This is a genomic window from Streptomyces sp. BK208 (assembly GCF_004364245.1).
Lineage (GTDB): Bacteria > Actinomycetota > Actinomycetes > Streptomycetales > Streptomycetaceae > Streptomyces.
Genome location: NZ_SOAV01000020.1, coordinates 28,623 through 51,969 on the forward strand (window position 1 = coordinate 28,623; position 23,347 = coordinate 51,969).

15 protein-coding genes and 3 pseudogenes are annotated in these 23,347 nt (G+C 68.9%); 9 read left to right on the forward strand and 9 right to left on the reverse strand.

The features are described from left to right. The first annotated feature begins 29 nt into the window (after positions 1-29). Complete coding sequence (locus tag EV562_RS35950; RefSeq protein ID WP_133890766.1) at positions 30-1,823, forward strand: ABC transporter ATP-binding protein; 1,794 nt, start codon at positions 30-32, stop codon at positions 1,821-1,823. A gap of 283 nt (positions 1,824-2,106) precedes the next feature. Here EV562_RS35950 and EV562_RS34215 read toward each other — a convergent pair. Further along, positions 2,107-2,722, reverse strand: a pseudogene (locus EV562_RS34215) (ADP-ribosylglycohydrolase family protein). Between the two features lie 430 nt (positions 2,723-3,152). Between EV562_RS34215 and EV562_RS34225 the strand changes: the two are divergent. From EV562_RS34225 to EV562_RS34240, 4 genes are all read left to right on the forward strand, one after another. Beyond that, a complete protein-coding gene (locus EV562_RS34225; protein ID WP_243860317.1) occupies positions 3,153-4,541 on the forward strand; it encodes a site-specific integrase in 1,389 nt (462 codons plus the stop codon). Continuing rightward, a complete protein-coding gene (locus EV562_RS34230) occupies positions 4,538-6,355 on the forward strand; it encodes a hypothetical protein (RefSeq protein WP_133890768.1) in 1,818 nt (605 codons plus the stop codon). The genes EV562_RS34225 and EV562_RS34230 overlap by 4 nt, the downstream gene beginning before the upstream one ends. Before the next feature lie 966 nt (positions 6,356-7,321). Next, on the forward strand, positions 7,322-8,434 hold the full coding sequence (locus tag EV562_RS34235; RefSeq protein WP_133890769.1) for a hypothetical protein: 1,113 nt from the start codon (positions 7,322-7,324) through the stop codon (positions 8,432-8,434). Then, positions 8,431-8,838: a hypothetical protein gene (locus EV562_RS34240; RefSeq protein ID WP_133890770.1), complete on the forward strand. Its 408-nt coding sequence runs from the start codon at positions 8,431-8,433 to the stop codon at positions 8,836-8,838. The genes EV562_RS34235 and EV562_RS34240 overlap by 4 nt, the downstream gene beginning before the upstream one ends. Before the next feature lie 347 nt (positions 8,839-9,185). On the opposite strand, the gene EV562_RS34245 is transcribed toward EV562_RS34240, so the two are convergent. The 4 genes from EV562_RS34245 to EV562_RS34260 all read right to left on the reverse strand — a co-directional run bounded on the left by EV562_RS34245 (position 9,186) and on the right by EV562_RS34260 (position 13,405). After that, positions 9,186-10,817: an MFS transporter gene (locus tag EV562_RS34245; protein ID WP_133890771.1), complete on the reverse strand. Its 1,632-nt coding sequence runs from the start codon at positions 10,815-10,817 to the stop codon at positions 9,186-9,188. A gap of 88 nt (positions 10,818-10,905) precedes the next feature. Next, positions 10,906-11,955, reverse strand: coding sequence for an NAD(P)/FAD-dependent oxidoreductase (locus EV562_RS34250; protein WP_133890772.1), 1,050 nt, complete (start codon positions 11,953-11,955; stop codon positions 10,906-10,908). Between the two features lie 260 nt (positions 11,956-12,215). Then, positions 12,216-12,476, reverse strand: coding sequence for a hypothetical protein (locus EV562_RS34255; protein WP_133890773.1), 261 nt, complete (start codon positions 12,474-12,476; stop codon positions 12,216-12,218). Between the two features lie 113 nt (positions 12,477-12,589). Further along, on the reverse strand, positions 12,590-13,405 hold the full coding sequence (locus tag EV562_RS34260) for an oxidoreductase (protein WP_133890774.1): 816 nt from the start codon (positions 13,403-13,405) through the stop codon (positions 12,590-12,592). A 139-nt stretch (positions 13,406-13,544) separates the two neighbouring features. Here EV562_RS34260 and EV562_RS34265 point away from each other — a divergent pair, with 139 nt between their 5' ends. Together EV562_RS34265 and EV562_RS34275 are read left to right on the forward strand one after the other, a co-directional pair. Further along, positions 13,545-14,168, forward strand: a complete 624-nt coding sequence (locus EV562_RS34265; RefSeq protein WP_166662154.1) for a TetR/AcrR family transcriptional regulator — start codon at positions 13,545-13,547, stop codon at positions 14,166-14,168. A gap of 200 nt (positions 14,169-14,368) precedes the next feature. Beyond that, on the forward strand, positions 14,369-15,139 hold the full coding sequence (locus tag EV562_RS34275; protein WP_133890776.1) for a methyltransferase domain-containing protein: 771 nt from the start codon (positions 14,369-14,371) through the stop codon (positions 15,137-15,139). An 81-nt stretch (positions 15,140-15,220) separates the two neighbouring features. Here EV562_RS34275 and EV562_RS34280 read toward each other — a convergent pair. Both EV562_RS34280 and EV562_RS34290 read right to left on the reverse strand, forming a co-directional pair. After that, a pseudogene (locus EV562_RS34280) lies at positions 15,221-15,493 on the reverse strand (IS5/IS1182 family transposase); the annotation flags it as partial. 1,440 nt (positions 15,494-16,933) lie between these two features. Then, positions 16,934-20,197, reverse strand: coding sequence for an RHS repeat-associated core domain-containing protein (locus EV562_RS34290; protein WP_243860318.1), 3,264 nt, complete (start codon positions 20,195-20,197; stop codon positions 16,934-16,936). 600 nt (positions 20,198-20,797) lie between these two features. Between EV562_RS34290 and EV562_RS34295 the strand changes: the two genes are divergently transcribed. Beyond that, a complete protein-coding gene (locus EV562_RS34295) occupies positions 20,798-21,115 on the forward strand; it encodes a hypothetical protein (protein ID WP_133890778.1) in 318 nt (105 codons plus the stop codon). A gap of 157 nt (positions 21,116-21,272) precedes the next feature. On the opposite strand, the pseudogene EV562_RS35830 reads toward EV562_RS34295, so the two are convergent. Continuing rightward, positions 21,273-21,410 (reverse strand): annotated as a pseudogene (locus EV562_RS35830) (HNH endonuclease); the annotation flags it as partial. Positions 21,411-21,500: 90 nt separating this feature from the next. Between EV562_RS35830 and EV562_RS34305 the strand changes: the two are divergent. Beyond that, the gene (locus EV562_RS34305; protein WP_208298486.1) at positions 21,501-21,662 is read left to right on the forward strand and encodes a hypothetical protein; all 162 of its coding nucleotides are present in this window, start codon (positions 21,501-21,503) and stop codon (positions 21,660-21,662) included. 757 nt (positions 21,663-22,419) lie between these two features. On the opposite strand, the gene EV562_RS34310 is transcribed toward EV562_RS34305, so the two are convergent. Continuing rightward, complete coding sequence (locus EV562_RS34310; protein WP_133890780.1) at positions 22,420-22,956, reverse strand: GNAT family N-acetyltransferase; 537 nt, start codon at positions 22,954-22,956, stop codon at positions 22,420-22,422. Between the last annotated feature and the right edge of the window lie 391 nt (positions 22,957-23,347).

The following is a 23,347-nucleotide window of genomic DNA, read 5'->3' on the forward strand; positions in this document are numbered from 1 at the left end:
CGCCGGCACCGACCCGAAAGGCACCCGCCATGAACCCACCCCCCACCACCCCACCGGACCGCCCGCCCCTGCCCACCGGCCGGCCCATCCGGCTCCTGCGGGAACTGGCCACCACACCCTGGCCGCTGATCACCGCCGTCGCACTCGCCCTCGCCGCCACCGCAGCCTCACTGTCCCTGCCCCTGCTGGCCAAAGAAGTCATCACCAGCTTCGCCCAGGACCGGCCCGTACTCACCCCCCTCGCCTGGATGTGCCTGGCCGCCGTAGCCGGAACGGCCGCCATGGCAGGAGCAGGCTTCCTCATCGCCCAGGCCGGCGAAGAAATGGTCTACACAATCCGCACCCGGGTCATGGCCCACACCCTGCGCCTGCCCCTGGCCACCGTACGCTCCCACGGCACGGGAGACCTCACCGCCCGCATCACCTCCGACGCACTGCAACTACGCCAAGTCGTCGACGTCGGCGCCCAGTTCCCCCTCGCCGCACTCACCGTACTCACCACCCTCATCGTCATGACATGGCTCGACTGGGTCCTCACCCTCGTCACCGTCACCGCACTGCTCCTCGTCATCGCCGTCCTCACCACCACCCTGCGCCACCTCAAAACCAGCATCATCAACCAGCAGAAATCCAACGGAGCAATCGCCCAGCGCTTCACCGCACACCTCGAAGCACTCACCGCCATCAAAGCCAACCGCGCCGAACCCCTCGTCACCACAGCCCTCGCCCAGGACGCCGACACCCTGCGCCGGGAATCACTCACCAGCGCCCGCCTGCAGTCCGTCGTCCCCGCCGTCACCCAACTCGGCAACCAGTTCGCCATGATCGCCGTCGTCCTCACCGGCGGAACCCGCATCGCCGCCGGCCAACTCGGCACCGCCGACTTCGCCGCCTTCCTCCTCTACCTCCTGCAGACCATCCCCTCCGCCACCACCCTCACCAGCGCCCTGGGCCGCCTGCAAGCAGGCACAGCAGCACGCGACCGCTGCAACGAACTCCTCGCCCTGCCCGACGAATCCGCCCACTCCCCCCACACCCCCGCCCCCACCCCCGACCCCGACGCCCCCGCCATCACCTTCCACAACGTCTCCTACACCCACACCGGCAGCCACACCCCCGCACTCACCAACATCACCTTCCAGACACCCCCCACCGGCCTCACCGCACTCATCGGCCCCTCCGGCACCGGCAAAACCACCACCCTCACCCTCATCGACCGCTTCATCCGCCCCACCCACGGCCACATCACCATCCTGGGACACCACCAGAACACCTGGCCCCTGGACGACCTCCGCCGCCACATCACCTACGTCGACCAGAAATTCACCCTCATCGAAGCCAGCGCCCGCGACAACCTCCAACTAGGCAAACAAACCCCCGCCACCCCCGCCGAACTCACCCACGCCCTCGACCTGCTCGACCTCACCGACGTCATCAACACACTCCCCCAAGGCCTCGACACCATCCTCGGCCGCGACAACGACCTCTCCGGAGGCCAACGCCAACGCATGGCCCTGGCACGAGCCCTCCTGTCCGACGCCCCCGTCATCCTCCTCGACGAACCCACCAGCCAACTCGACGGCATCAACGAACAACGCCTACGCACCGTCCTCGACGAACTCGCCCAACACCGAACCGTCATCGTCGTCGCACACCGCCTGTCCACCATCCACCACGCCCACCACGTCATCCTCATGGACCACGGCACCGTCATCGACGCCGCAGACCACCACACCCTCCTCCAACGCTGCACCCCATACCGCCAACTCATAGCCACCCAAACCCCCAACCCCAACCCCACACCCACACCCACACCCGCCTGAACCCCCACCACCAAACGGGCAGCACTATTGCCCCGCCACACAACCCAAAACACCCCCCACGACAAGTGGTGGGCTACCTGCGGAGACGCGGGCTTTGTCGTCGTGGATCGTCCGACGGGAGCCCGCGCGCACTCCACTAACGAGGTGGGCGGGCCAGGTACGCGCGGCCGCCAGGGCGCCGGCACCGCTGCGGCGGGCCAGGCTCTGCTGTAGCCTCTCGAACGCCATGCGGTCGGCCTCCCACACCACCAGCTCCCCGTTTAGGTGTGCCACCACGTGTGTCTCACCGACGGCTTTCCTCCAAGAGGCGGTGAGCGAGGTGAAACAGGTCTGCCAGCTCCAGAAACCCGTCCGTCGAAGCCCGGTAGGGGGACATGGAGTGGTTGAGACCAGCGGGTGGGGATTGCGTCCAGCCCGTAGTACGCCCCCGCGAGGCCTCCGGTCACCGCGGCGACAGTGTCCGTGTCGCCGCCGAGGTCGATCGCCGCGCGTATCGCGTCCTCGAAGCTGGTGGTGGTGCGCAGGGCCCAAACGGCGGAGCCCAGGCAGGGCCACACGGCACCGGCGAACCCGGTCGCCTGATCGGGATGCCCAGTCGGGCGAGAGGACGGTGGCGTAGCGGCCGCGGTGGTCGTGGGGGACGAGAGCCAGGATGTCCGGGAGTACGGTGAGGGGGTCAGTGCCCTCGAACGTGACGCGGATGAGTGTCCGGCAGATCCAACCCACCCGCTCCAGCAGCGACTCCGCGACCAGAACGGCCATCTGCGTGTCGTCGGTCGCCTCGCCGGGGTCCCAGCCACCGCCTCCACCTATCTCGTCACCGGCACCAGGCGCGGGAAACCGCGCGGAAAATGCTCCCTGGGGACCAAACTCGAATGAGCCGCCCAGAGGTCACCCACCGCTGAGCTGACGACCGCGCCAACGGCCCGGCTGCATCCGCTTCATACGCGCAGGTTATCTGCGTCGCGTCGACTGACGTGCACGTCTATTCCTTCTCCAGCACCCGTGCGGGTCACATAACTCCCTCGAGGGCGACATCGCCGGGCATCTGCGCGAGTGCGGCGGCCCGGAACTCCGGGAACGCCGCTGTCATGTCGATGCCCTGTCGTGAGCGCAGCAGCACCAAGCCGTCCGCGTAGCGGACGAGCTGGGCACAGTAGCCGTCCCACTTCGGTTATGCGCTGTTGAGCTGTCCACGAGCTATCGTCCACCGTCATGTCGATCACAGGTTGGCGAGTGCACTTCGCTCGCCGAGACCTGGCGTGGCCGCGCCGAGTGACCCCGTTCATACGGGAGTTCAGCGCCCTGTTCGCCGGTCTCAATGAGGGGTTGGACGATCTGGGCGTACCCGAGGGACAGCCGTTCCTGATCAGTCCGGCGGGCGGTTACGACGTGGCGCTGAACCGGTACTTCTCGGTGTGGCTGGCGTCTTCGCCGTGGAACACCCAGGCCGCCCATGCCCGAGACTTGCGCACGTACTTCGACTTCCTGTGGTTCGCGCGAGGCCGGCATGACTGGCGTGACGCGTCCATGGATGACCGGGCGGTGTACGAGTGGTGGCGTCGTCGCGACGAGCGTGGACCTCGCCTGGAAGACACCAGCTGGGACCGGGAGGTGTCCACGGTCAACCAGTTCTACCTGTGGGCGATCGAGCAGGACCTCGTCCGGGCCAACCCCATCCGTCAGCGGGCGGCCGCGGTGTGGTCGCCCTGGCGGGGCGGGACCGGCGACGGCATGGTGCGGCAGGTGCCGGCGGAGACGTCGCACACGGGGCCTCGGCGGGAGGTGAAGTGGCTGCCACCGAGGTCGTATCGGCTGTGGCGCAATGTCGGCCTGTGCGGTTACGACGCGCAGGAGATGCCCCGGCGCGGGTTCCGTGGAAGGTGGGCGGCCCGAAACGCGGCGTACGCGGACTCGATGGTCCGTACCGGGCTGCGGTTGTGCGAGCACTCGGCGCTGACGGTGTTCGACCTGCCGGAGCTGCCGCCTGCGGTGTCCGGGGTTGTCAATGCGCGGGCGGTGCTGCCGCACGCGATCTCCAAGGGGAGGTCGGGGCGGGCGGTGTACTGGCCGGTGTCGGTGCTGCGGGATGTGCGCGACTACATGGAGTGGGACCGGGCCGAGATGCTCGACTACGGCCGCTCGCGCGGCTTCTACGTTCCGACGCGCCGGTCGCTGCTGGTGGAGGACCCGGCCGTGCCGCGGGTGCGGATGGGGGGTCGATGGGTGCCGGTGGCCCGCCTGGATGACGGCGAGCGGCGCCGGCTGCTGATGGCAACGGCTGATGGCAAGTGGGAACCGGCGATGGTGTGGCTGAACCAGTGGGGGCTGCCGATGACGATGTCCGGATGGAAGCAGGTCTTCGCCGACGCCGACGCGCGGTGTCGTGCCCAGGGTGTAGACGTGGGAGCGACGCCGCACATGCTGCGGCATTCGTACGCGGTGATCACGCTGGAGTTGCTGTGGCGGGGCCATCTGCAGGCCCTGGGCGAGATGAACGAGCAGCAGCGGCTGACGTGTCAGCGGGTGTTCGGTGATCCGCTGAACTGGGTGCGGATCAGGCTCGGTCACCGCTCGGCGACGACCACGGCGCTGTACCTGCACACCTTGCAGGAATTGGAGATGCGCACCCGGTTGGAGCTGGTACCGGAGGGCGCGTGGGAGCCGGTGGGCTTCAGCGAGGAGGGCTGGCTGGAGCGGTCGGCCGTGGTCGCGTGAGCACGGAGGTGCCCCGCGCGGGCCGCGGCCGTGCGGCGGCCGTGCCCGACGGCTTCTACGAGCCGCCCCGGGTGGTGGAGGTCCCCGAGGACGGCGGTGCGCCGGTGGTGCGGTTCACCGGTGAGGACGGTCGCGAGCGCGTGTTCCGGTTCGAGGAGTTGCCGCTGCCGGGGCTGCACCGGGACTTCGCGCACGCGCTCGGTGTGCGAATCGGGCCCGGCGGCGGACGCCGCACGCAGCGGGCGGCGAGCAGCCAATGGCAGACGGTCAAGCGGTTCCTGCTGCTCTTGGACGAGCTTGCGGTACCACCGCGCCGTGTTCAGGAGCTGCGGGTGCGTCACCTGGAGCGATACCTGATGTCGAGGCGGCAGACGTGTGGGGAGAAGTCCGCCCGCCGGAACCTGCAGGACCTGCTGCGGATCGTGCGTGTCCTGCCCGGTCAGGACCGGCTGGACGGGGCGGTGGCGGACTATGCCGGGCAGCCCGGGCACGGCATGGATGCCCAGCAGGCTGCGCGTCCGGGGTACTCCGATCGCGAGTTCCAGGCTATCATGGCCGCCGCCCGCTCCGACGTGGCAGCCATCCGCGACCGGATCATGGCAGGCGAGAGGCTGCTGCGACGCTTCCTCGCAGGCGACGAAAGCCTGTCGGTGACCGAGCGGGAGCAGGGGGCGCGGCTGGAGGCGATGGCGGCCACGGGCCGGGTCCAGGTCGACTACCGCGGGCTGACGGTGGGCGAGTATCCGGCCGCCTGCTACGCGCAGGCGAAGCAGCTGTTCGTGGTCGACCCGGACCTTGCCCCGCTGCTCATCTACGCGGCCGGACTGAGCGGCCGCAACCCGGAGACGCTCAAGGAACTGCCCGCCGAGCACCGGCTGCTGGAGGAGCGCGCGGTAGCGGTCACGCTGACCAAACGCCGCCGGGGCAAGGCCAACTCCCGAACGACGGTGCACTGGAGCGTGGATGAGGAGCGTCAGCTGCGGACGATGGGCGGCTTCTACCTGCTGCTGCACCGGATGATGGGCCGCAGCCGGGCGTTTTCCGGGACCGGATCGGTGTGGTCGATCTGGGCGGGCAACGGCCGCGGCGGCGTCCTCAATGCCGCCACCGGCGGGCACATCGGTCCCTTCGATGCGGAGCTGGCACGCAAGCTGAAGCTAGGGGCGTGGGCCGGGTGTCACGGCCTGGTCGGCGATGACGGAAAGCCCCTGCAGATGATGGTGACGCGCATCAAGAAAACCGTCGAGGTTCGCACAGCGAAGCAGGTCGGAGGGCATCTGCCGTCCGCGCGGGTGACCAACACAGCCGACACTTCCTTCACCCACTACCTGCGCACGGACCCGTTTGTCGCCGAGTGGGCGGCCGACGTACTCACTGAGGCGATCACCGACGCGGAGGAGAGCGCCCGCGCGGTCGTCCTTCGCCTCGGTGGCGGTTCGGTCGCCGCTGTGCCGGAGCAGGTGCGCGAGCAGGCGGCCGCGGGCGAACTCGACACGTTGGCCAGTGCGTGCACGGACATCGAGCACGGACCCAGCGGAGGACGATGCCGGCAGTCGTTCCTAACCTGCTTCGGTTGCCCCAACGCTCTGGTGATGGAGCGCCATCTCCCGGCTCTGCTCTCCCTGGCCGAGGCCCTGCGCGAGGACCTTCAGCGCCGTGACGTCGAGCAGTGGACGGCCCGGTACGGGGCGACCTGGCAGATCCTCACCCGCGACATCCTGCCCCGCTTCAGCCCGACCCAGCGCGCCGCCGCCCAGGAGACACAACACCATCTGATGCTCGACCTTCTGCACGGGCCGAAGGAGTGGTCATGACACACGCTGCCGAAGCGCCCGGACATCGCGCCGCCGTGCCCGAGAACGCTCTGGTCCTGGCCAGGCGTCCGCTGCGGGCCGAGGCCCAGCTGGAAGAGACCTCCCGGTACGGCGATGACGTGTGGACGCTGACGCCGGCATGGCTGCGCGCAGACCGCAAGCCCCACCGGCTCGACTTCACGCAGGTCCCGCACGCTCACCGGGACACCGCCAAGCTTCTGTTCTACGCTCTGCTGATCGAGGACACCCCGCCCGGCGAAGAGCCGATCACGATCTCCAGCATCCGCGCCTATTTCACCTGCGTACGCCACTTCCTGGGGTGGGCACAGAGCCGTCAGCTCCCACTGGCGCACCTGACGGGCGAGGACCTGGATGCCTACCACGCCGAGCTGACGTCGCTGCGACTGTCGGTCAGCGCGGTCTATCGCCAACGCCGTGCCGTGCGCATGCTGTGGGCCTACCGTTCCCGCTTGGCCGACCACCTTGGGCAGGACCCGCTGCGGCGTGCGCGGTGGCAGGCATGGGCGCGCGCCAACCCCCGGCGGTACGACGAGAACCTCACCGAGCGCATCCCCGAGCACATCATGGGCCCCTTGCTTAGCTGGGCGCTGCGCTGGGCGGACGACCTCGCCGACGACGTGCTCGCAGCTCGCGCCGAGCGCGACAGCATCGACGCACGCCCGCCTGCCCACCCCGATCTGCTCGTGGCCCTGCAAGCTGTACTGGACGACTTCCGTCGGCGCAGACAACCCCTGCCAGCTGCGCCCGCGATGGCCACCGGATGGCGCGGCAGAGGGGGGTTCCCGAACTTCGCTTACCTGGCCCGGCTCGCGGGCCATCCGTCCTACCCGTTCCGTAAGGCGCGACCCCGGCGGCTGATCGAGGAGGCGGTCCGCGACCTCGGTGTGGGCACCGACTCCCCCCCTACGACACGTCCCGCAGGCGCAGGTGGACGGCCGGCGGTGGTTGGAGCAGATCTCCTATTACGACGTGGGCCAGTTCGAACGGCTGCTGCAGGTGTCCTGCTGGATCGTCATTGCCTACCTCTCCGGCCTTCGCGACTCCGAGATCAAACACCTGCGGCGCGGTTGCGTCAGCGCCCAGCGCGACGCCGACGGCCGTATCTACCGCTACCGGCTTCACGGACTGGCCTTCAAGGGGGAAGGCGTCCATGGCGCGGCCGCCACCTGGATCGTCACCGCTCCCGTCGCGCGGGCCGTCGCTGTTTTGGAACGCTGCCAGCCGGCCGACGAGCCCTACCTGTTCGCGCACCCGCTCAAGTCGGCCAACCATCAACGCCACCACGTGGCTGGGCGTGTGCGCACCAGCGCCACCACCATCAGGGACATCACCGCGCTGGCCGGATGGATCAACGCCTACTGTGCGGCTCACTCACGCGTGGATGCGATCCCCGAGGACAAGGGGCGGCTGCCGCACCTGACTCCCCGGCAGTTCCGTCGGACCCTGGCCTGGTTCATCGCCCGCCGGCCCGGCGGCACCATCGCAGGCGCCCTGCAATACCGCCACCAGCGTATTCAGATGTTCGAGGGCTACGCCGGCACCAGCGACTCAGGCTTCCGCGACGAGGTCGAGGCCGAAGAAGCTTTTACCCGCGGCCAGTTCCTCGCCGAGCTGGGCGCGGACGACGACCGGCTGACTCTCACCGGTCCCGCAGGCCCGGAAGCCGAAGCCCGACTCGCCGAGCTCGCCCGCCACACGGTCTTCGACGGCCAGGTCGTCACCGACGAAGCCCGCCTGCGCCGCATCCTGGCCCGCCACGACCCGCACGTGTACCCGGGCACCTTCGTCACCTGCGTTTATAACCCCGACCGCGCCTTGTGCCGTGCACCTGCCGACCCCGGCCACCAGCCGGTCCTGGCCGACTGCCAGCCCCTGGTCTGCCGCAACACCGCCCTCAGCCCGGCCAACCACCACGCGCTGGCCGGCCACCTCACTCAGATAGAGGACGCCCTGGACGACGGGGACCGTCTCGCCCCCTACGTCCGACACCGTCTACAGGAACAGCACCGTGCCATGGCCGCGTTCCTTGCCCGACACGATCCGGAGCCCGCCGAGTGAAACGAGCCCTGCCCGACGCCGACACCGTCAAGGCCGCCATCGACACCGTCCTGGACGAGGCGTCCGCCAGCGGACGCAGGCCATCCGTCACCGCCATCGAGCGCCGCCTCGGCATCCCCCACGCCACCTTCCACCGCCACTACGCCGACCTGATCGACACCCACTTCCGGCCCCGGATCCCCACAGCCGGCAGCCAGACAGGCACGGACCGGCTGAAGACCGACGAGCCCAAGGAGGAGAATCTCCGCCGGCTACGCCAGGAGAACACCGACCTGCGCCGCACCCTCGCCCTGTACGAGGAGGCCATCCGGCAACTCACCCTCGAAAACCACGCCCTGCGCGGCGCCAGCACCGTCATCCCCCTGCCCACCCGCAGCCGAACATCCGCACCATCACAGCCCTGACCTGGGGCCCCGTCCGGGTCACCTGGAGATGCCCTGCTTTCCTGCGCTGATGCGTGTCCTGAGAACAACAGTCATCGCAGGTAGCAGTGCATCACGACGGTCGCATCGAGCATGACCGTCGTCGCAGGGCGGCGTCTGCGGCGACCGCCGCTGTCACCTCACAGCCCTTGGCCTCCGGGCCGTCCCGGAGGCCAAGGGCCGTGAGGTGTTCCGGCAGAGGATCCGCGTGGCCGTAGACCACGCTCGCGCCCTGCGCGTCTCGCGCCGCCGGGCTCCTGCCCGACGCGCTTCGCGGGCGATCCGGCGGAGGCGGTGCCCGGCGATCCAGTGGACGCCTCGCCGGAGATCTAGCGGGTGGACCCGGTGTGCTCCCGCACGGTCGCCGCCTCGCTCGCCGTCGTCCCGGCCCCCGGCTCGGCGCTCTTCCTCATGAACCCGCGCCGACCCGGCAGGACCGCGAGGACGATCAGGGTTCCGGCAGCCATGATGATCCCGCCTATGAGGCTGGTCTGGGCGACTCCGTGGGCGAATGCCTGGTGGACGGCGTCCACGGCGGCCTGGGCCTGTTGGGGCCCGACGGAGGGATCCTGCGCGACCCGCTCTGCGACGGCCAGGCCGGCGCCGACCGAGTCCTTGGCGGTCTCCATCGCCTCCGCCGGGAGCCGGTTGCCCACCAGGTCGGTCAGTTCGTCCCGGTAGGCCGTGCCCAGCAGCGAGCCCAGCACCGCGATGCCCAGCGCCCCGCCCAGCTCCAGCGCGGTGTCGTTGACACCGCCGCCGACGCCCAGCTCGGACTCGGGGAAGGAGCCCATGATCGTGTCGGTCGCCGGGGAGATGGCCAGTCCGAGCGCGAGGCCCAGCATCATCAGCGGCACCAGGAAGTCCCCGTACGTCGACCCCTTGTCGATCTGGGTGAGCAGGAACATGCCCGCCGTGCCGATGGCCAGGCCGGTCACGGCCATCACCCTCACGCCCAGCTTCGGGGCGAGCACCCCGGTCACCGCGGACCCGAGGAACACCGCACCGCCCAGCGACAGCAGCCGTACACCCGTGTCCAGGGCGCCGTAGCCGAGGACGAACTGCAGGAACTGCGTCGAGTAGTAGATCACGGCGAACATACCGAAGAAGAAGAACATCACCGCGAGCATCGAGCCGGTGAAAGGCCGCAGCGCGAACCTTCGGACGTCCAGCATCGGGTGCGGGTGCCGCAGCTCCCAGGCGACGAAGGCGACCAGACCGGCACCGGCGACCACGGCGGCGGTGACGGGGCCGACGCCCCAGCCGGCGTGCGGGCCCTCGATGGCGGCGTAGATCAGGGAGCCGACGGAGACGATCGACAGCAGACCACCGACGTAGTCGATCCGGCCCATGCCCTCCGCCTTGGACGGCGGTACCAGGGCGAGCGCGCCGAACACGGCGAGGACGGCGATCGGCACGTTGATCAGGAAGGTCGAGCCCCAGGCGTGGTCTTCGAGCAGCCAGCCGGAGACCAGCGGGCCGACGGCTACCGCCACCCCGGAGGTCGCGGCCCAGGCGGTGATGGCCTTGGCCCGCTCGCTCCGGGGGAAGGTCGCGACCACCAGGGACAGCGTGGCCGGCATCACGACCGCGGCACCCACACCCATGATCGCGCGGGCCACGATGACCAGCGAGGTCTCGTCGACCATGCTCCCCATCACCGAACCGGCGGCGAAGACCAGCAGACCCAGCACCAGTGCGCCGCGCCGGCTGTACTTGTCGCCGATCGCGCCAAGCACCAGCATCAGCGCCGCGTACGGAACGGTGTAGCTGTCGACGACCCACTGCAGATCACTGCTGCTCAGGCCCAGGTCGGTGGTCATGTCGGGGGCGGCGACGATCAGCGACGTGTTCGCCATCACCGTGATCAGCAGGCTCAGGCACAGCACGAGCAGCGCCCACCAGCGCCGCGCGTACGGCCCGGTCATTTTCTCCACGGGGGTATTCACAAGGAAGGACATCAGTAGCTCCTGAGGGGGACGGGGCGGACGAGCGGAATCACTTGACTCCCCGTGCGACGAGCGGGTGACGGGCTGAGATCTCCGGGCTTCAAGATCGCCTTGTGACCCCTTGTGGGCTTCCCTCGGCGATCCCCTGGAGGGCCGCGTCGGTGTCCGCGACGGCCAGCACCTTGTTGATGTCGATGCCGGCCAGCGCGCCGGCCGCTGCGGAGGCCCCGACCTGGGCAACCGGATCGGCGACGTTGCCGGCCACCCACACACCCGGCACCTCGGTGGTGCCGTCGATACCGGAGGCGAAAGTGCGGCCCGTCGGCAGGTCCTGCACCGGCAGGCCCAGACCTGCCAGGCCATGGGTGCGGGCCTGCATCTGCGGGGCGACCGCGAGGATGCGGCGGGCCACGACCTGCCCGTCGGCCAGGCGAACCCCGGCGAGGGCACCGTCCTCGTCGCTGACGACCTCGGTGACCGGGGTGTCGATGACGCGGATGCCGCGGGCGGCGAAGCGGGCGCGGCTGTCCTCGTCCAGGTCGGTGGTGTGGGTGAAGTAGGTCAGGTCCTCGGTCAGCTGACGGAACAAGAGCGCGTGGCCGATGGAGGCCGCGCTGGTGGCGAGGATGCCGATGGGCTCGTTGCGCACCTCCCAGCCGTGGCAGTACGGGCAGTGCACCACACCGTGCCCCCAGTGCTCGGCGAGGCCGGGCACCTCCGGCAGCACATCCGTGAGGCCGGTGGCTACCAGGATGCGGCGGGCGGTGACGCTGCGGCCGTCGGCCAGGGTGACGATGAACCGCAGGTCCCCGTCCGCCGACGGGGCGGCGGACTCGGCCGAGACCGCCTCGCCGAACACGACGCGTCCACCGTACTGGCGCACCTGCTCCCGGCCCCGCCGAAGGATCTCGAACGGCGGGGTGCCGTCCAGGACGATGAAGCCGTGCATGGCCTCCGCGGGCGCGTTGCGCGGTGAGCCGCTGTCGATCACGACGACCGAGCGGCGGGAGCGGGCGAGGATGAGTGCACCGTTCAGTCCTGCGGCGCCCCCGCCGATCACCACCGTGTCGACGGTCCCCTCGGCCAGTGCGTCGCTCGCGAACGCAGGAGCCGTCACAACCGCGACCTCCTGCTTTTCCGTGTCGTTCATGGTTCGGTCAGTCCTTCGAGTTCTGGGGAGGGGGCAGCCGTTCAGGAAGCGCAGGATGCGGGCGGCGACCGTCTTGGGGCTGTTGTGAAGAGTCCGGCCCCTTGCTGGGGTCGTTCGTGATGTACAGATCCAGTACGCCGATGAACGCCGTCGCGAGGATCGCGAGGGTGCGACCGTGCCTTGTCGGCCTGGAAGGCATCGCAACGCTGGGCGTGCACGCAGCCTGTCCGGTGAGCTCAGCACCGTTGTGTACTGAACAGTCAGAAATCTAGACGGTTCTGTACCGAGTTGTCAAGTACGGCAGGTCGGCCCTCGCTCGCCGCAACGATGCCCGGAATGTCGAGTATGAGCTTCTTGGGGATCATCGGCGCCACGAGGTCGCCGCGCAGCTTCAGCTCCCGCAGCGTCTCCAGAGCGGACTCGCCGGACTCCGCGCGCACGATCCGGTACGAAGCGCCGTAGCGCCGCCGCAGGTCACGGGCGACGGCCCGGGACACCCCGGGATCGTCGTCCACGGTCATGATGACGGTCCGCGCAGCGCCCAAGAGCGGTCGGACGAGAGATGCTGATGCCGGCTTCGGTGTCTCTGGTTTGGACATGTGCGCCTCCTCGGGCGCCGTCCCGTACTGCGGCGTCAGCCGGCCAGTCGGTTGAGCTTGCGGATCTGTCCGTCAAAGGCGCGCGAGGGCACGATCCGGCGCAGAACGCTGACGCGTTTGGCCATCGAGCCGGCGGTGTACCGGAGCTTGGGCTTGGAATCGGTGGCGGCCGCGACGATCACCTTCGCGACGACGTCCGGGCCGTCGGCGTTGCGCACGGCCGTGGCCAGCACGTCTCGGGAGACCTCCCGCTGTGCGGCGTAGACCGGCAGGGGCGAGTCGGGTGCCATGCTGCTCGCCTCGAAACTCGTGCTTGTGTAGGCCGGTTCGACCAGCAGCATCCGGACGCCGTACTCGCGAAGCTCGTGGTCGACGGACTCGGCGTAGCCCTCGACCGCATGCTTGGTGGCGGCGTAGACGGCCATGAAGGGGGCTGGGATCAGACCGAGTACCGAGGAGACGTTGACCACGCGGCCACTGCCCTGGGCGCGCATGTGGGGCAGTATTGCGTTGGCCATCCGCATCACGCCGAAGACGTTGATGTCGAAGACCTCCTTGGCCTGGCTGATCGAGCTCTCCTCGCCGGCGCCGACCGCGCCCACGCCTGCGTTGTTGACCAGGACGTCGATCCGGCCGAACCGATCGATCACCTCCCCGACCAGCGAGCGGACCGACTTGTCGTCGGCCACGTCGAGATCGAGGAACGTCACCCCGGCGAGCGGCTCGGCCTTCGCCGCGATGCGGCTCGTGCCGACCACCGTGAAGCCGGCACCCACCAGGGCAAGCGCCGCCGCCCGCCCGATCCCGGAGGAGGCGCCCGTCACGAGGGCCACTCGCGGAGCTGTCTGCATAGTGGTTCCTTGGGTTGTGGGCATGGCCTCGTCGGGCGCTGTCCGGTGAGTTCAGGACGGTTGTTTACTGAACAGTCCGGAACCTATGTAGTTCTGTACTGACTTGTCAAGAAGAGTGGGTCGGCTCTACCGTCTTTGTATGGCCAGACCACGAAGCTTCGACCGCGACCACGTCCTGCATGCCGCCGAGCGGCAGTTCCGCGCCTCGGGCTACAACGGCACGAGCGTCGACGACATCAGCGCCGCCACCGGCCTGGGCCGCGGCAGCCTCTACGGAGCGTTTGACGGCAAGCACGGCGTACTGCTGGAGGCGATGGCCGGGTACTTCGGCCGGCTGGCGCAGGGCCCGCGGAAGATGCTCGACGGACCGGACGAGGGCGCCCTGGAACGACTGCACGCGTACTTGCTCCGCGCCGTCCACGGGGTGCCACTCGCCCCCGACGTAGCGCCCGCCTCCGACCGGGCGGGGGCGGCCTGCTTCGCCGCCAAGATGGCCCTGGAGGTCGGCGCCTCCGACCTTGAGGTGAAACGCCTGGCCAACGACTGCTTCTCCGTCGTCCGGGCGGCGGTGGCCGATTGTGTGCGAGCGGCGCAGCGCAACGGCGACCTCGACCCCGACGCGGATCCCGACGACCTCGCGTACCTTCTGCTGACCGTCATCCGCGGCAGCGATGTCGTGGGCGCGTATGGCCACAGCCCCGAGCGCCTGACCTCGATAGCGGAGAGCGCGTTCGCCCTGCTGCCTCGCCCGCACCACCACTGACATGGGCACGGCGCCGTCCGCGCCGTGGCGACGGCGTCAGCCTGCGTCCTGTACGGGGTGCAGCAGGCCCATCGACTCCCAAATGCCGCAGGACGTGCGTGGCGAGACCGAACCGTGCCGCAAGAGCGCCGATGCTCATCGCGCTCGCGCCGTTGTCTCCGCTCGACTTCATGTTGACATCAAGTCGGAGCCTGGCGTCCATGTCCAAGAACCAGGAAGCTGTGGAAAAGCACCGAGACACCGAGGCCATGCTGGCCCTGCTCGACGCGATGGACCAGATGCCGAGCGCAAGCCTGCTGCGGGCCCGCTCCTATGAACTGTTGTCTCTTGTCCCGGGCTCGTCTGTCGTGGACATCGGCTGCGGTGCCGGGCGGGCCGTCGCCGAGCTGGCCGAGCGTGGCGTCCACGCGGTGGGCGTGGATCCCGATCCGTGGATTCTGGCCGCGGCCCGGGAGCGGTGGCCGGAGGCCGAGTTCTGGGAGGCGGGGGCGGAGGATCTGCCGTTCGCCGACGGAAGTGTGCGCGGCTACCGTGCCGACAAGGTCTTCCAATTTCTTCAGGAGCCGTGGAGCGCGGTGGCGCAAGCGCGGCGCGTCCTCTGCCCGGGCGGCAGGATCGTCCTGGTCGGGCAGGACTGGGACGCCATCATGGTCGACTCTGATGACGCGGCGCTCACCCGCACGATCGTGCACGCCCGTGCCGACCTCCTGGGCACGCCCCGCGCCGGCCGCCAGTACCGCAACCTGCTCCTGGACGGCGGCTTCAACGACGTCACCGTCGAGGTGCACACGAGCGTGTTCACCGATCCTGCGATGCTGTCGTTGGCCACCATGCTCTCCGAGGGGGCCTGCACGAGCGGTGCGGTCGGCCGTGGCCAGGCCGATGAGTGGGTCGCCGAACAGCGCCGACGCGCCGAGGCCGGCCGCTTCCTCATCGCCATTCCGTTCTTCGTGGCTGCCGCCTCCGCCTAGAGAGCAGATGGAGCACGGGCTGCGGGAATCCGCTTGACCGAGGAACGGTGACCACGTCTGTCAGGCACTCGTGGCCGATACGGGTTTCCTTGGCCAGCTGAGGGTGGGCCCCTTCCGTGCGAGACGCCTGGTCATGAGGGTGATGACGGCCCAGGTGTTCAGGGTCTCAGTACTGGATGAGCCGTTCTTGGTCCCGGGCATGACGGCGTGCGTGCATCATCCACGCGACGACCTGTCGACGCCCCGGCGGCGGGGCAGCATGACGAAGCCAGAGGCGTCCTTGGGCCGGCTGACCGGCTTGACGGTCAGGTTGAAGTGCTGTTTCGCCCAGTCGACGAGCTTTCCGGTGTAAGCGGGCGAGGGCGGCGAGGGCCGGGACGAGCAGATGCCCGAGGAGAACGCGGCGATCGTCTCCGGCCCCCGTCGAACAGCCGGTCAGCTCGACGAGTTCACGGCGGGCCTCCGCCTGGTCGTCGAGTACGACGGCGACGATCCCGATCCGCACGAGCAGTGGCGCGACCTGGCGTCCACGCCGGTCCCCGACGACGAGTACCGCGTGGCCACCCCGGCCGACTGGTCACCGTCGCCCCGCGCCGGCCGACCCGCGTGGAGCTCACCGGGCCCGGAAGCGTCACCACCGACGCGGTGGGCACCGTCGTTGAACAGACCGAGGACCAAGCGAACGACGTCGTGGCCGCCCTGCTCGCGCACACCCGACACCAAGGGGAGCACGCGTGATCCCCTTGGTGTCGCACCGTGCGAAGGGCCCCGGGGCTCTCGGAGCCGAACGCCCTAGCCAGATCGGCCCGTTCGGCCGCTGGCCCGATCCCCGCGAGGGTCGGGAAGGGGCTGGAGTAGGCGCGGATCCAGGTCGGCGTGGCGATCTCGGGCCGGGCGACATGGACACGGCTCCGCTGCTGGCGACCGTTAAACGCACGGGCCTGATCCGACACTGACGAAGGCGGCGACGGCCCCGCATACGGCGTAGGTACGAACTCACCGTCCCGTCGGCCACGTCCGGTTACGGATCCACGACAGAGACCTCGCCCGGGCCGTTGGCACTGGACAACGGACAACAACAAACCCTGTCCATAACTTCGGCTCAGCGGCGGATCCGCGGGGTAGGTCGGGGCTGGCCGCCGACGTGGTGAGCATCGGCTCCGGCAGCATCCACGCCATAATCGAAAGTCTTCCGCCCTGGGCGCGCCTGAGCAGTGCTGTCGCCCGGACGGGGGGCGTCACGGCCGGCAGGAAGTGGCTGCGGGCTGCGCGCCTCAGCACCGGGCCGGACGCTGTCGCGAAGGACGCGCCTGACCATTGGCCAGAGGCTCGCCACCATACGCCGGAAGCGCGTCGCCCGAGTGAGGGCGGCGCGCTTTCGTCGTCAACCTTGGCTGGATCGGGCTTCGCAGGGCGTTGGGGCCCTTACCGCCATCCGTCCGTGATCGGCCTTCTCGGACCGCCGGGCGCCTTTGGGAGGCGCGTCGTTCCGCTCGTGCGAGTAGGACTCGGCATATCAAAGGCTGGTCCCGCTGGCGGCAGTCACTCAGCCGGGTCCTGGTCGGACTTCAACCGGTACCAGCAGGCCGCCATGCGGCCGATCTGGTAACCGGGCTCGAACCGCTGGCGTATTCCTTGAGTCGCTTGGGGCCCTCTTAGGGCAGGAGCGTCATCGAGAGCGCCGCGACCTGCGTACCAGCAGGACTGTCACGGGCCCCACGACAGCTCCGATGATCAGACCTACCAGAAGCACATTGAGTCCACTCATCTCTGTACCTTCACATTCTCGTCCAGCTACTTAAGCGTCTGGTTCAGGGTGGAAGTGACGATGCCACCAGCTATACCGCTGTAGCCGCCAGCAACGGCTCCCATGGCACACCCGCCCAGCGCTCCCACCGTGGTTCCCGCCGGACCAGCTGCGGAACCGACGAGGCCGGCCGTGATCGCTCCACCAACGCAGCCCGTCACAGCGCCGCCGATAGCCCCTATTGCCGCGTCGATACCGAGGTCAGAGAAACTGAACAGCCCCTGGACGTCACTCTGGTTGACGGGGTCGCCCTTGGCGTAGAGGTAGGAGTTGCTTTCCTGGCCGGAGGGATCAGGCTGGGTAAAGCGACCAAGGGCAGGGTCGTAGTACCGGTGGCCCATCTTGTACAGGCCCGTCGAGTCAGCGTATGCACCCGCATAGCGGTACGGCTGAGCCACCGTCTCAGTCGGCGTGGTTCGCGGGAGGCCGGTGGGGCCGTAGGCGTAAGTGTGGGTGCGCTTGCCGGTGTTGTCGGCGAGGCCGAGGACGTTGCCGGTGGCGTCGGTGAGGTAGTAGTAGGACTTCCCCCCAGTCGTCATGGAGTTGAGCGTGCCCACCGGTTCGCGGATGAATCCGATGTCGACGCCGTTCGTGGTCGTGGAGGCCAGGCCTAGGGTCGTGTGGTGGAACCAGGTCGAGCCGAGCTTGGTACGTTCGGCGTTATCCGTGCCCGCATGGACGAGGTCGTAGGTCTTGCCGCCTGCGGTGATACCGGCCAGCTGGCTGTAGTCGGTCCAGGATTCGTTCGTGCGGACGGTGCCACTGGTTGCGCCGGTTTCGTTGCCAAGCTTGTCGTAGGACCAGCCGGCGGTGGAGCCGTTCTTGCCGGTCAGCTCACTGGCATCGTTGTAGGTATAGGTCGTGCCGCCCGGGCAGGCGTTCTTGCTGCCGTCCTGACCGGTGAGGTTGCCCGCCTTGTCGAAGCAGTACAGCCACGACGCCTTCCGCGTGCCCGTCGCATCCGCCTCGAGGGCGTAGGAGAGGCGGTCCTGGGAGTCGTAGGTGTAGCTGGTCGTGTACTTGGTGAGGTTGTCGGTGCGGGTGCGGATCTTGGTGGTGTCCTTGCCCGCCGTGTTCTTGTAGCTGTAGGCCAGGTCGACGAAGGTCTGGGGGCCGGATGTGGTCTTGATCTTCTCCGGGCGGCCGTTCTTGTCGAGGGTGATCGCCTGGGTGGTGCCGCCAGGGTAGACGGTCTCGGTGCGCTTGTCGTTGTTGTCGTAGTCGAAGTCGGTCTTCTTGCCGTCCGGCGCGATCAGGTAGTCGAGGCGGCCGGCCGTGTCCCAGGTGTAGTCCGTTTTCCCGGTCGGGTCGGTGTAGTAGTCGACGTCGCCTGCCGGGGTGTAGGCGAGGGCCGTCTGTGCGCCACTCTGCAGGGTGCGCACGCTCTCGCGGTTGAGTTTGTCGTAGTCCCACTTGGTGGTGCCCGAGGCGTCCGTGCGTGCCTTCAGGTTGCCGTCGCCGTCGTAGAAGTAGGTGACGGTGAAGTTGGTGGAGGAGACCTCGCGGACGCGGTCACGGGTGTCGTAGCTGTAGACGGTGGTGATACCGCGGCCGTCCTTGACCGTCTCCACCCGGCCCAGCGCGTCGTAGGTGTAGGTGGTCTCCCCCAGCGGCGCCGGCGGCTTCACCTTCCACAGGTTGCCCTCGTCGTCGTACTCGAACGACGTGACCTTGCCGTTGCCGTCCTTCGCCGTGCAGCGCTGCCCCTCGAACCCGCCGCACTTCGGGTCAGCCTCGTTGTAGGTGTACTCGCGGGTCGCGCCGGCGGTACCCGTGGTGGTCACCGACATCGTGTTGCCGTTGGTGTCGTACTTGAACGAATCCTTGCGGCCGTCCGCGCTGGTGAAGTCGTTGGGCAGGTCCGTCCCTGCGACCGTCTGGTACGCGGACACGGACGCCGTGGCGCCGAGCGGCAACTTCTGGGAGACAGCGTTGTTGCGGCCGTCCCAGCCGTAGGTCGTCGTGTTGCCGCCGGTACCGTCGGTGCCGGTGCCCATCGCGTCGATCGCGGTCTGGGTGAGGTGGTTCTTGTACGTGGAGTGGCGGGAGTGGCCGAGCGGGTCGGTGACCTTGGTGACCTCGCCGTCCGCGTTGTGGACGTACTGCGTGGCGTCACCGTCCGGGTCGGTGACGGTGGTGGTGCCCGCCTCCGAGGGGGTGGCGGCGCTGTAGTCATAGCGCCAGGTCGGGCCCGTGTGGCCGCTCGACGTCGACTCGGTGGCGCGCTGGAGTGAGGTGACGCGGTTGTGACCGTCGTAGGTGAAGAGGGTGACCGTCCCCTCCGGGGTGGTCACCTTCGTCACGCGGCGGGAGGAGTCGTAGGCGTAGGTGGTGGCCTTGCCGGCGGTGTCGGTGGCCTTGGCGAGGTTGCCGGCCCCGTCGAGGTCGAGGACGGCGGTGCGGCCGGTGTGGTCCTTGGCCTGCCACTGGTTCGGGTAGGTCTTGACCAGATCGATCCAGCGGCCGGAGCGGGTCTCGGTGAGCTTGAAGCCCTTGTGCTCACTGCCCTCGTCGTGCTGGTCGACGGTGATCGTGCCCTTGTTCTTGTCCGTGACCTTGAGCAGGGTGCCGTACTCGTTGTACGTGTCCTTGGTGCCGGACTTGCGGTCGGTGAGGGTGTAGGTGCCGTCCGCGTTCTTCTTCAGGTCCTTGGAGTAGCCAGTCGGCGTGGTGTAGGTGCCGTCGGCCTTGGCCGTGAAGCGCAGCAGGTTGCCGGTGGCGTCGAAGACGTCCACCTCGCCGTCGTTGACCTGCAGGTAGCGCTCGTAAGCCTGCCACCAGCGCTGCGACACCTTCCCCCACGGAGCCTCAAGGGAGTTGTAGGTGCGGGTCAGCTGGAGCTTCTGGCCAGCGCCGGCGATGTCGAAGTCGGTCGCGGCGAGCATCAGGTTGCCGTCGGAGACGTTCACCCGCGCCACCAGCGCGTCGTCCAGCCGGGTGTCGAGAATCTGGTGCCAGGGCACCTCGCCCTGCCCCTCGGGCAGGTAGTCGGTGGTCGCGGTGGCGTCCGCGGCAGCCGACGGGCGGGAGGACGAGCTCTTGGCCGGCTCCTCGCCCGCGGCACGGGCCTTCTGCGCCGCCCGCCAGGCGGCCACCTCAGCGGACGGCTTGGCCTCCGCCTGCGACGCCGGCACCTTCGTCTTGCCGGCGGGCGTCGCGGGAGCCTCCACCTTCGTCGGCTTCGTCCATGGGCTCTCCGGCTCCGGCAGCTCTGGCTTCGGCGTCGCCGCCAGGCCGGGTGCCGCGGCGATCACGACTGCGGCCGTGGTGATCGCCGAGACGAGAGCGGTTCTGTGCGTTCTGCGGGCACGCCGAAACGGCGCGCTCGTGGCACGCGAGTGCATCAACTTCCCCCCACAGGAAGACAGACACGGCAACCCCAACGGTCACCGCGGGCTCACAACCTGTCACAGGAACCACACAAAACAGCCCACCCTCCCCCCGAATCGCATATGCATTCCGGCCGGAATAAGCCCCACCGCTTCTGTGCATCATTCATACATAAAGAGGGGTGAAACCGACGCCAGACGCAGGGAGGAGGCGGTCCTGTTATCGATCTAGCTGTGAAACCTGGCGTGAATCGAGCGAAACCGTCACTTGGTGGAAGCAAGTGGCCGACAGAGATCGCTTTTAGGACAGGTTCAGACCTGACCTGATCTTCCCATCGGGCCTGGCTACCCAGGTTCCGCGTTCGCCACGACTCACCACCGGGGCCGGGAAGTTGTCCCAGAACCATGGTTGAGCGTCTGGCTGTGCTGCAAGGCCGGGATCGCACCGTGCACACTTGCCGCGCCCCGCATGCGTGGTCCCCAGCCCGTGGCAACCGCCTCCGCCGCAAAGGCCCCCTTCCCATGAGCACCCCTGCGAGACGCAGAACCTGCCCGTCCCTCAGTCGCCAGCACCCCGCCGCCCACCGCGCGGACCGATCCGTGCGGCGGGCCGGCCGGCTGCTGTGCTGGAGCCTCGCCGCCGGCATGGGCGGCGCCGCGACCGAGACACTGCTGCACCCCGGAGTCATCTGGTGGTCGCTCCTGTGGCCCCTGCCCTGGTACCTCACCCTCGCCGGCATCCTGACTTGGAGTCTCCTGCGCCTGCGCGAAAGGGCAGCGCACCGGCAGCCAGAGGACCACGACGACTTCCAGACGAGGGAGTACGGGCAAGCCGCCTGATCCTCAGGCACGACGGAGCCTGGTGCCCACCCTCCCTCCCCACGTCGGCACCAGACTGTCCGCAGGACTGTGGCACTGCCACCAGCGAACCGCATCTGCAGACCGACAAGGGCGGTGGCCTCGCCTCCTAAGGCACCGGCTCGTACGTAACGGTCGTCTACGGGCAGCTGGCCACGACCTCGCGCACGGCCGCTGCCTCGGCTTCGTCGGCCCATAGGTTCCAGCGCAGCTTGGTGCCCGCCCACTCGGCGATATAGCGGCAGTGCACCTCAGCGGCCGGCGGCAGCCACGTCGCCAGGACATGGTCAGGGCTCTGCGGCCGCTGGCTCGTCGAGCGTCCGCTCCCAGCATGAGCGCGGGGCGGATCGAGACCGGGAGCCGGCCCATGAATGCCGCCGGCCGCCGCGCGCACTGCCGGTACATCGCCGAACGGATCACCGCGAAGCTCCGCTGGAGCCTGACGGCCGACGAGACCGAGGTGGTGGCGCTGCGGGACGCGGTGGACGGCGGCCCGGACCAGCGAATGACCTGGGAACTCGCCGCGTAACCCCTCCCGGCCGCGCGCGGGTAAGGGCGCGGACGCAGGACCGGCCGCCGTGCAGACGCCCGGCGGCCGGTCCGCGGGCGCAGGTGGGCAGGTGGGCGGGTCAGACGTCGTAGGTGATGTCGCTGTTGCCACTCAGGCGAAGGCGTTGAGGACCACGTCTGCCAGCCATGGCCGACTCTGGAGTCAGACGGTGAAAGCACTGTTCTGTCAGATCCCCCCGGCCAGTCACGCAACAGCCAACGAACCAGTGAGTGACACGGGCACGGTCAGCATCTGCGATGCCACCACGCTAGCCCGGGGTCTTCCGTCGGCTCGTGATGCGTTCGCCCAAGGAGCACCGCGTCCAGGCGCTCGACCTGCACCCGCAGTTCACCGGAGGCCCTTGGCGGAAGCATGCACAGAGCGTCTTGCAGCTTGTCCCGGGCCCAACCCTCGCCACAGCAGGGGCAGGTGAACTCCGCCTCCCATTGCCTCCACCGGCGCCTCGTGCCGTGGACGCGCACGGACCACAGGCTCAGCGCCACCGACACGATGCCCGGAGACAATCGCTCCCGTTCGAGCACACGGACAGCAGCATTCGCCGCTCCCGACAGGCCTGGGACATCGCGATACCGCACCCAAGATCTACCACAGCCGCGTTCCCGCGGCCGAAGCGAAGCTGGTGTTCTACGAGGCACTATCCCTTCGGATGTAAGTCACGGACGGCATCCTCCCACAGACCAAGATCGGCCGGACAGAACGTAGTGGAAGGGTCCGGTCACATCGGGAGGGAGAACAGACGCACCAGCTCTGAAGGCCAGCGTGCGTTGTCGCGAAGGGGCGTCACCATGGTCCGCAGTGGCATGGGCACCAGGCGGGCTTCGGGTTGTTCGACAAGGACCTCCTTGTCGAGGGGGTGCCATCCGAGGCGCTGGTACAGCGGTACGAGGGGAGACCTGCAGAACAGGAGCGCGTGCTGAGGACCCATCGTGCGAGCGTGCTCAAGTGCCGCCGTGACCACGCGCCGGGCCAATCCCTGGCCCTGCATGTCGGGTGCGACGGCCACGCCACCGACGCCTACCACCTCTGTCTCAGCATCGCCGATCGCAACAGGCAGCCGGAGGAGGCCGGCGTGTGCCACAAGCCGGTCGCCGTGTCTGATACCGAAGTGCTCTTTTTTGGGCAGCCAGGTCAAACCGGCCGCGGCTACACCGAAGGGGTCATCACGGTCACCGAGGATCTCGTCCTGGTCCGTCTTCGTGTACTGAGGAAGCCGCACCACCACCGGTGCCACAGAGGGCTGGTTGTCAGACATCCCCACATGATGATCTCTCCTTCGAGGTCGGGCCAAGTGATCGCTCAGCCGGTCACTCGGCCAGCAGGCCGGTCCCCCAACCCCGAAGGACCTTCGCGCAACCTTGGCGGACGTCGAGACCTGGGAGTACCCGCGATCCGGTGAGTGGCTGGGGTGCCTCACGCTTGCCCTCACCGAAGCAGGACAGAGAATCCACCGTTGACGCTCAGCATCGACGGCGCCAACGACCAGGGCGCGCCGCGCCCTGCCCTCGTACAGACCAGCCCCGGCACCCGGCCGCGTCCCGTCCGAGCAAACTAGGCGCCGCGCGGGCCGAAGAGCCACGAGTGGGGGGGGGGGGGGGGGGGGGGGGGGGGGGGGGGGGCGGGGGGGGGGGGGGGGCGGGGGCGGG